This is a genomic window from Streptococcus sp. DD11 (genome assembly GCF_001578865.1).
Taxonomy (GTDB): Bacteria; Bacillota; Bacilli; order Lactobacillales; family Streptococcaceae; genus Streptococcus; species Streptococcus panodentis.
In genome coordinates, this window is sequence record NZ_KQ969393.1 from 55,876 (window position 1) to 65,022 (window position 9,147).

The window sequence follows — 9,147 nt, forward strand, 5'->3', positions numbered from 1 at the left end:
GACCATTGCCTCTATTTTGGTGCTGAATCCGGAGATTATCCTGCTGGATGAGCCGACGGCGGGGCAGGACCAGCGGCATTACACAGAAATTATGGAATTCCTGAATGAGCTTCATCAGCAGGGGCATACCATTATCATGATTACCCATGATATGCAGCTCATGCTGGACTATTCTGATCGGGCGATTGTCGTGGCAGATGGGCAGATATTGGCGGATAAGCCGCCGGCTGAGGTACTGACGGATCAAGCGCTGATTCAGGCAGCCAATCTCAAGGAAACCTCGATTTTTGCTTTAGCCCAGAAAATCGGCGCAGATCCTTTGGCTCTGACTCAATTCTATATGCAGCACAAGGAGGACAGCCATGCTTAATCAACAGAAGTTAATCGGCTACCATGCGGGGACGACCTTTCTGCACCGTCTGTCAGGTGCCAGCAAGCTGATCTTTTTTCTGGTCGTTTCGGTGGCAGCTATGGTGAGCTATGATACGCGTTTTTTGCTCTTTATCGCGCTGGCCTCACTGGCTCTCTTTCGGCTGTCCCATATCCGGCTCAGGGATATTTCCTTTGTCCTGACCTTTGCTGGAGCTTTTGCGGCTCTGAATATCCTCATGGTCTATCTCTTTGCTCCTCAGTATGCGGTGGAAATTTACGGGGCAAAAGATATCCTGTGGACAGGCTTTGGTGCCTACAATCTGACCAGTCAGGAGCTCTTTTATCTTTTGAATCTGCTGCTCAAATATTTCTCTACCATTCCGCTGGCGCTTATTTTTCTGATGACTACCCAGCCCAGCCAGTTTGCCTCCAGCCTCAATCAAATCGGTATTTCCTATAAAATCGCCTATGCGGTCAGTCTGACCCTGCGGTATATCCCGGATTTGCAGGAGGAGTTTTACCTGATTAAGATGTCGCAGGAAGCGCGCGGTCTGGAGCTTTCCAAGAAAGCCAAGCTGGCTCAGCGGGTCAAGGGCAATCTGCAGATCATCACTCCCCTGATTTTCAGTTCGCTGGAGCGGATCAATACCATTGCGACAGCCATGGAGCTGCGCCGTTTCGGTAAAAATAAAAGCGCACCTGGTACACTTATCAAGCTTTTGACAAGCTGGATTTTCTGGTCATGGCTCTGGCAGCGGCTCTCTTCCTGCTGAGTCTGGCTCTCTTCGCCGTCAATCAGGGACGGTTTTACAATCCCTGGGCCTAGAATAAGGGAGGAAAGACTATGGATAGTTACGCTTATCAAAAACCCTTGGGAAAGATTGAGGATCTTCCAGAGTTGAAGTCAGCCTTTATCGAAATTGATGAGCAGAAGACACATGAGGATATAGTTAGATTTTGCAGGATGTATGCTGACCACCTCTCTGAATTGACGGGCTTCTCCTTTACAGAAGAGATGTATCTGGGATTTGCAGCTATGGATGATTGGCTAGCTGGAAAGACCAATTATCATGCTGCGAGGAACAAGAGCTTTGAGGTCGGTCGTTTGGCAAAAGAGGAAAAAAATCCAGTAAAGGTTAAATTTTATAGGACAATGGCTCAGATTTTAGCCAGCCCACATGTAAAATACCATGGGCTGTGGGCAGCAGATGTTGCCATTACATTGATTCATCAGCTCTATCCAGGAAATCTTGAGAAAGTCAGAAAAGAAAGAATGAAGCAGATTGAGTTGTTAGAATAAGTGCAATCAAAGAAAGGAAGCTGTGATGCAGGAATTAAGAAAACATAATTTAACGGGAATTTTACTGATTTACATGGCCTGTTTCTCGTTTCGGATTGCGGAATACTTATTTTTAAGAACCGATCAGACCATTCTGGGCGAAGCCTTTGTTCATAAGCTGTTAGGACTTGGTTTCATGCTGGCAGCCCTCCATTTTTACAGGTTAAAGCTTGAACAGATTGGCTTTCAGAAAGAAGGTTTTGTCCGCAATACGCTTATCGGCTTTATCTGGGGGCTGATCGCCTTTGCCTTGGCTTACCTGCTGGAAATGGCAGTGCTGATCAGTCAGGGCGGTTTTCGGGGGCTTGATTTTTATGTCTCTGCTTACTCCGTCAGCGGTAATATCGGCCAGCACAGAGAAATGATCTTCGTTTTGCTCTGTCTTGCAGGCAATCTGATCAATGTCCTTATGGAGGAAGGAATTTTCCGTGGTCTCTTTCAAAAACTTTTTGAACGGAAACACAGCTTTATGACAGCAGCAGTCTGCTCCAATATCCTTTTTGGACTTTGGCATATCATGGCTCCGCTCAGGAGTCTTCTGGATGGGGAAATGAGTCTGACCGGTTTTTGGCTTAACAGCCTGATTTTGGTTGTGACCAGCTTTCTTATCGGTTTCCAATTTTCTCTGATGACCAAGCTGACAGGCAGTCTTTATATGGGGATGGCTGCGCATTTTGTCAATAACACGGTGGTTAATCTCTTTCATGTGCTGTCAAAAAACGGAGCCGATCAGCTGCTGACCGTTCGCATTAGCATAGCCCAGACCCTATCCCTTCTTGCTCTCTTGATTTACTACCGTCGTTTAGTTTATCTTTTATTGCGTCGTTAACTCGCCTTGCCGTACCCCAGTACAGCCTGCGGCTCGTTGCCTAGTATCATCCTTTAGTTTATCTTTTATTACTTTGTTAGCTCGCCTTGCCGTACGCCAGTACTGTCTGCGGCTCGCTGCCTCGTACTAAAAGCAAACTAAAAGACTATACTAAAAGTAAACTAAAAGACTATACCACCTACTAAAGAGAAAAAGCAGGCAATCTTGAATTGCTTGCTTTTTCAGTTATAGAGGCCGTTTAGTGGGCAGGCCGGCTTTACGGGGGTACTTATTAGGTGTTTCTTTCTTCTTCTCAACCACTGTGATAAAGCGAGGATCGCCGTTAGGCAGGGCATAGCTGCGGTTGTCCTCGACCTTGCTGAAAAGGAGGCTGAGGGCATTTTTGGCTTCTTCTAGCTCTTCTGGAGCGTTGGAAGCCTTGAGAGCCAGAAGCTTGCCGCTGACCTTGAGGTAGGGAATGGTCAGCTCAGCCAGTACCTGCATGCGGGCAACAGCCCGTGCCGTCACGATGTCAAACTGGGCCCGGAAGGCCTTGTCTTGGGCAAAGTCTTCTGCACGGCCGTGGTAGAAGTGCACCTGCTCCAGACCGAGCTCCTCTGCCAGAAGTTTAAGAAAGTTAATCCGTTTATTGAGTGAGTCGATGATGGTCACGTCCAGCTGGGGACAGAGGATTTTCATGGGCAGGCTGGGAAAGCCAGCTCCGGCTCCGATGTCCAGCAGTTTCAGCCCGCGATTTTCAATCAGCCCCTGCAGAACAGGCGCAATCGAATCATAGAAATGCTTGAGATAGACTTCCTTTTTCTCTGTAATAGCCGTCAGATTGATCTTTTCATTCCAAGCGACCAGAAGTTCAAAATAGCGCTCAAACTGGGCTTTTTGATGGTTGGTCAGCTCAATCCCTTGCTGGCTTAAAATCTGGTAAAATTCTTGCGGTGTCATAGGCTGTCCTTATTTCTGAGTAGTGGTTCTATTATACCATAAAAAGCGGGTCAGAAACAGGGCTCAAAGATTTTATCTTGGCAGGAAAAAACTCCTGTCTGGCAAGCAAATAAAGGACAGGGAAACGGTTTTTTATGCTATAATCAATTTAATATGAAAAGAGTTTTATATATTATCGGAGCGATGCTCCTGCTGGCTGCTTGCTGGCTGCTGTTTTCCCCTCAGCAGAAGCAGTCAGATTTAGTGAAAATGGTCACGGATAAAGACCTGGCCTTTCTTTATGAGGATAAACTGGCTGAGTTTGACCTGCTGGCTTTGACCAAGCCGGCCGTTATTCAGTCCTATGAGATAGACCGAACTTCTGTTTCTGAGGAAGAGGGCAAAATCTCTCTGGCCTTGCTGGTCAACCGCTCTGCGGATTTAAAGCTGAATGTCACCTTGGAAAAGGACAAAGACGGTGATTTGGCCCTTACTTCTGCACAAGCTTCCAAGGCTTTGAAGAAGCGGCTGCAGCAGGAAGATTATAGCAAGGCTTTAGAAAAACTGCGGCAGCGAGCTGAAGCTATTGTCAGCAGAGATAAGTGGGATGCAGCCGTCAAAACGGCTTATTATGAGCGGGTCCGTGACAAGATGAAGCAGTCTTCCCTGCAGGATTTGCCGGCGAAGATGGCAGAGCTGGATCAGGAAAGTCAGGAAATCGGTTCGCCCCTCTACACGGCCTTTTTTATTCAGTCTGATTTGACCGGCCGGGAAAAATTAGCGCTGGTGCTGGACCACATGAAAGCGGAGATTGACCAGCATCATTTTCTGCAGATGAAGGGCGGTTACAAATTTTCCAAAAGCCTCAAGCCGACCAGTGATTTTTACAGTTTTTTCCGCAGGGAGATCATTGAAAGCTACACCGGCAAGGAAGGTTTAAAAGCAGACGAGCTAGGGGAAAAACTGCATTTATTCCGATCGCATATTGACAAGCAGGCCATCGACTATATTCGGGAAAATTATCAGGGAAAGACAGACTTTGATAAGCTGCTGGCTTATACCAGAGAGGAGAAGGTCAAGGTCGATTATACGACCGGGGCTGTCTTTCACAACCGCACCATGACAGAATTTGGCTATACCCAGAATATGAAAGTGCAGGTTCCGCAGGCGAATGTCAGTGGGGACTATGGTGTCAACAACGCCCGTTTCATTGAGTTTATTGTCAATATCGAGAGTGGGAAGTTTGTATCAGAATGGAATGTTTACCGGCAGCTGGAGGATGGCAGCTATGATTCGGATCCGGATCATTATGCTGTTGAGAAAGGCGGCGATGCAGCCAATACCGAATCTGCCAACTACGGTCTGTCTAAAGGCCTGAATTCTGATGTCCCAGCCTACCTGGCCCGAACCCACAGTTATCTGGATGTCAGTCATCCACCGGATACAGACATTCGCCGCAAGATGACCAAGAAATGGCGGCCGGCTGTGCTGCTGAATAAAGGCGGGCGCTATGCGGATATTGTAAAAAAAGGAGGATATAGCGATTTTGAAAGATGGAGAGAAATTGAAGATGACGATCGGCTGGAAGCCTATAATGATTACATTGCTTCTGCTGATGTCGGGGACGGCTTTGATCGTTTTTATCAGCAATCAAACCAGCCCCAGTCAAACTGACAAAACCCTCTACCAAGTGCTGGAAGGGCAGCGTTTCTTTCATGTAACGGACGCATATGCCAAGAAACTGTATGGCTCCGATGCCGGTATGTCTTTTGATCTGAAGCATCAGGCCCTTTTCGGATCTGACATTGCAATCAAAGACAAGCAGCTTTTTGGCAATCAGCTGGACGATTTGACGGTTGAGGAATACTATAACAGCGAAGTGAATTACTCTCTGGAAGCCACTAAGGAAATTGCTTTTGATAAGGCAGCCATTCAGAGAGAGGGCTATCAGCAGACTCTGGAGCTGAAAGAAGTCTGGAAGCATCTGAAAAAGACTGACAGCGCCTGCTATATTCTGGATGATTTTCAGCAGTCCAGTCTCCTTAAGCTGCGTATCAGCTACAATAAGAAATTTCTCCCTGTTAAGATAGAAGGTTTTTATAAGAGTGAGGATGAAAAAGGCTGGGTTGATCTTTTTTACATCAATTACCCTTATAAAAATCAGCAGGATTTCAATCAACAGCTGGATGCCTATATCAGCAGTCTGCCGGCAGTTTCGGAAGAGGAAGCAGAGGACGACTAGTTTAGGCAAGCGGCTGAAAATACAATCAAACGAGCAGAAGCTTAGTGATGCGGCTGCCCGTTTTTTTATACCGTTAATTATCGTCATTTCGTTTATCTTTTATAACTTTGTTAGCTCGCCTTGCCCTGCTTTTGAGACTTCCTCACGGAAGCTTTATCTACAACCTCAAAGCCTCTTTTTTGATGCTTCCTGCGGGAATGAGAGAAAGCCCCTTGGGATTTCTCGTGACAGAATGAGCGGGTGCCCCAGCCCTGTCTGTTCCTGCCTCTTCTGATTTCGATTTTCATTGAGTATAGGTGGACAGACTAGATTCCTCTCTTGCTCAGCTCTGTCAGCAGCAGCTGACGGCGGTCTTTCTGATCTGATTTGGCGTCAAAGCAGATTTGGCATTCTATCTGACCGTCCAGAATCAGCAGGACCTTATCCGCATAGGCAGCGGCATTGACGTCATGCGTGACCAGAAGGATACTGGCCCCCTGCTGATGAAAATCCTGCATCAGATCCATAACATCCCGGCTGGCCTGAGAATTGAGAGCTCCCGTCGGCTCGTCTGCAAAGATCAGCTGGGGCTGATTGATCAGGGCCCGGCAGATACCGGCCCGCTGCAGCTGGCCGCCGGAAACCTCATGGAGACTGCGCTGAGCAATATTTTCAATCCCTGTCAGAGCCATCAGCTCTTTGGCCCGCTCATAGGCTGCTTCCCGCTCCCTGCGGTGCTGGCCGACCAGGCTGGGCAGGCAGATATTGTCGATAATAGTAAGATTTTTCAGAAAGGTAGCCTGCTGGAACACAAAGCCAAATTCCTGCCGTCTGATTTGGTCCAGCTGTTTGCTGTCCAAGTGCAGCAGATTCTGCCCTTTATAGAAAAGCTGCCCTTGGTCAGGCTGATCTATGGTGGACAGGATATTGAGCAGAGTCGATTTGCCGCAGCCGGAGGGACCCATAACCGCAATGAATTGGCCGGCTTCAATGTCCAGCGATAAGTCGCGGATAATGGGCTCCTGATTTTCCTGATAGCTTTTGCTGAGATGTCTTGCTTGTATGAACATGGGATTCTCCGTAAATCTAGGCGGCTGCCTCTGAGCTACTGTTCTTTGAGGCAGCTGCCGATTTGCAGTCTTGTCATGGCCCTCAGGCTGATGACAGAGGCCGAAAGGGCGCTTGCCAGCAGAGTCAGAGGCAGGAAGAGGAAGGGAAGCAGCGGATTGATGACGAGACTGAGACGGCTGATGCCAAAGCCGGACAGAAGCAGGCTGCAGACGGGCTGTCCCAAAATCAGCAGCAGCAGATAGGCGAGGCCTAGAGCCAGCAGACAGACAAAGGCATTTGCCAGCAAGTAGTAGGAGCGAAGCTGCCCGCTGCTGAACCCCAGCATGCGGCAGAGAGCCAAATCGCTCCGGTCCTTGGTGAAAATCATGTAGACAAAGAGGGTCATGAGGATAAAGACCAAAGCGCTCCCAGTCCAGAAAAGCCCGGTCTGAATTAGGTTGAGGCTGGCCAATGTACCGTCGAAAGTCTGGTGAAAGAAATCCTCAACATCGGTCAGTTTATATTCTGGATAGCGCTTCTGCAGTTCCTTGATTTTCTGAGACTTGTTCCTGCTCGCTTTCAGACTGACCGCCAGCAGGCTGGTCAGGGTCTGAGGGCGTGCGGTCTGAAAGCTGGCTTTGGCTGTCTTGCCGCCATAGGTCAGATCAGAATAGATGCCGGTCACGGTCAGTTTTTTTTCCTTGCCGTCTACCAGCAGGGTCAGGCTGTCTCCTGTCTGCAGCTTCAATTCATCGGCGTTGAGCTTAGAGAGAGCAATCTCCTGCTCGGATTTAGGCGATTGGCCTTGGCTGTATTTGACCGGATAAAGGCTGTGGCTGCCCAGACTGATCCGAAGCTGATGGGTTTGGCCTTTCCGGTCCAGATAGGAAAAATTCTGATTGCGATAGTCGCTGACCTGTGCTATCTCCTGATCTGCCTGCAGCTCCTTCAGCAGCTGATCTGTCTTGGCATCAATCTCCTCGGTCTGCGAAATATCAATCAGGAGGTCGGCCTGTCCGGCACCCAGATACTGGATAAAGTGCCTGTCGGTCACGGTGCTGTAGAGAGCTGCAGGCAGGAGCACCAAGAGGCTGATAAGGCTGATAATCAGCAGCATGGTCAGATAGAGCTTTTTGTGACTGAAAATCTGCTGACAGGCGAAATAAGGCCCGTCCCACAGAGGGTGTTTGGGCAGGCCCAGACTCGGAGTCTGCTGTTTCTGAGTGGAATGGCCTGCAGCCGCCAGCTTCAGAGCCTGACTTGGCGTCAATTTCTTAAAAGAACTCAGCGGCCGTGAGGTCAGCCAGACTAGCAAAAGGCAGAGCAGCAGAGCGGTCATCGCTTCTAAAACGTAGCTGTAAAGCGGTGTCGGGCTTTTGCCCATGAAGATTTCCGTCTCTTTCTTGAGCGGTCCGGTCAGCAGAAAGGACAGAGTCCAGCCGCCAGCCAAAGCCAGAGCGATGATGCTGGTATATTTGGCCAGATAGACCTTTTTGATAAAGCTTTGAGGCAGCCCCATGACCTTCATGACAGCAATCTGCTCCAGCTCCTCCTCAATCTTGGTTAATAGGGCAAAGCGCATGCAGAGAAAGGTGATAAACAGCACTGCCAGCGCCAGCAGGCCCATGACCAAGATGACCAGAGCATCATTGAGGCTGTTGATCATCTTAATCGTCGGATAGCTAATCATAGGCGGGCCGTTGGACTCCAAACCTGCAGTTTTATAGGCCTCTTCAATAGCGCTGATCTGGCCGGCTTTGCGGACCCGAAATTCAATCAGCGCTTCAGCGGCAGCTGCGTTTTCTTGCTTCAGCCTGTCCAAGTCCTCCGGAGCGATGAGAAAACGTTTGGAAGAAACCAGCCCGGCATTCATCTGGGCATCGCGGATATAGCCCTGAACAGTCAGCTGAAGCGAACCAATCTGCAGACGGTCCCCCAGTCGGATACGGCCGCTGCTGTAATAGTAAAGGGGGATGTAGACCTGTCCGGCTTGAGGCTGGGCAGGACGATTGTCCTTATCCAGCAGGAAATCGAAAGTCTGGTTTTGACTGGAAAATCCATTGTCCTGCGAGCTGTCCTGCAGGGAGTCTCTGCCGTTGATCCGAATCTCGGAGCCGTCGACATTGACAAAGTCAGCAATCTGCCAGCTCTCAATCTGCGGGTGCCGGCGGACAAACTCCTGCAGGCGCTCCCGATTAATGCTGCCGCTGTGCATCTGCAGCAGATGAGGGCTTTTAGCTCGTTCCACAAAGCGGTCGACGGAGCTTGCCAGACTGACCGTCAGGCGAACAGCTGCAAAGCACAGAGTCAGCGTCAGCAGCAGGAAAACCGTTATGACCAGCACACTGACTTTATTGCTCTTGAAATCATTTTTTATCAAGCGTTGAAACATATTCCAGCTCCTTTACAGAAGGTACT

Annotated in this window: 8 protein-coding genes and 1 pseudogene; 6 read left to right on the top strand and 3 right to left on the bottom strand. The window is 49.0% G+C overall.

Annotated features, from left to right (window positions below):
* The 4 genes and pseudogenes from STRDD11_RS03560 to STRDD11_RS03575 form a co-directional block, all read left to right on the top strand.
* Nucleotides 1-370 (top strand): ATP-binding cassette domain-containing protein (locus STRDD11_RS03560; protein WP_164828362.1); only part of this gene is annotated, 370 nt, incomplete at its 5' end.
* A pseudogene (locus tag STRDD11_RS03565) lies at nucleotides 363-1,198 on the top strand (energy-coupling factor transporter transmembrane protein EcfT). The gene STRDD11_RS03560 and the pseudogene STRDD11_RS03565, both read left to right, overlap by 8 nt.
* 18 nt (nucleotides 1,199-1,216) lie before the next feature.
* Nucleotides 1,217-1,672: a putative immunity protein gene (locus tag STRDD11_RS03570; protein WP_128835489.1), complete on the top strand. Its 456-nt coding sequence runs from the start codon at nucleotides 1,217-1,219 to the stop codon at nucleotides 1,670-1,672.
* A gap of 25 nt (nucleotides 1,673-1,697) precedes the next feature.
* The gene (locus tag STRDD11_RS03575) at nucleotides 1,698-2,540 is read left to right on the top strand and encodes a CPBP family intramembrane glutamic endopeptidase (RefSeq protein WP_128835491.1); all 843 of its coding nucleotides are present in this window, start codon (nucleotides 1,698-1,700) and stop codon (nucleotides 2,538-2,540) included.
* Between the two features lie 225 nt (nucleotides 2,541-2,765).
* Here STRDD11_RS03575 and rsmG read toward each other — a convergent pair whose 3' ends face one another.
* Entirely contained in the window at nucleotides 2,766-3,479 is a 714-nt protein-coding gene (gene rsmG / locus STRDD11_RS03585; protein ID WP_128835493.1) for a 16S rRNA (guanine(527)-N(7))-methyltransferase RsmG, read from the bottom strand.
* A 153-nt stretch (nucleotides 3,480-3,632) separates the two neighbouring features.
* On the opposite strand from rsmG, the gene STRDD11_RS03590 reads away from it, so the two are divergent.
* Nucleotides 3,633-5,132, top strand: coding sequence for a DUF1310 family protein (locus STRDD11_RS03590; RefSeq protein WP_128835495.1), 1,500 nt, complete (start codon nucleotides 3,633-3,635; stop codon nucleotides 5,130-5,132).
* On the top strand, nucleotides 5,053-5,700 hold the full coding sequence (locus STRDD11_RS03595; protein ID WP_241209300.1) for a hypothetical protein: 648 nt from the start codon (nucleotides 5,053-5,055) through the stop codon (nucleotides 5,698-5,700). Before STRDD11_RS03590 ends, STRDD11_RS03595 begins: the two co-directional genes overlap by 80 nt.
* Before the next feature lie 305 nt (nucleotides 5,701-6,005).
* On the opposite strand, the gene STRDD11_RS03600 is transcribed toward STRDD11_RS03595, so the two are convergent.
* Both STRDD11_RS03600 and STRDD11_RS03605 read right to left on the bottom strand, forming a co-directional pair.
* Nucleotides 6,006-6,749 (bottom strand): ABC transporter ATP-binding protein, encoded by a 744-nt coding sequence (locus STRDD11_RS03600; protein WP_128835497.1) that lies wholly within the window; start codon nucleotides 6,747-6,749, stop codon nucleotides 6,006-6,008.
* A 35-nt stretch (nucleotides 6,750-6,784) separates the two neighbouring features.
* Complete coding sequence (locus STRDD11_RS03605) at nucleotides 6,785-9,073, bottom strand: FtsX-like permease family protein (RefSeq protein WP_241209334.1); 2,289 nt, start codon at nucleotides 9,071-9,073, stop codon at nucleotides 6,785-6,787.
* Nucleotides 9,074-9,147 lie beyond the last annotated feature (74 nt).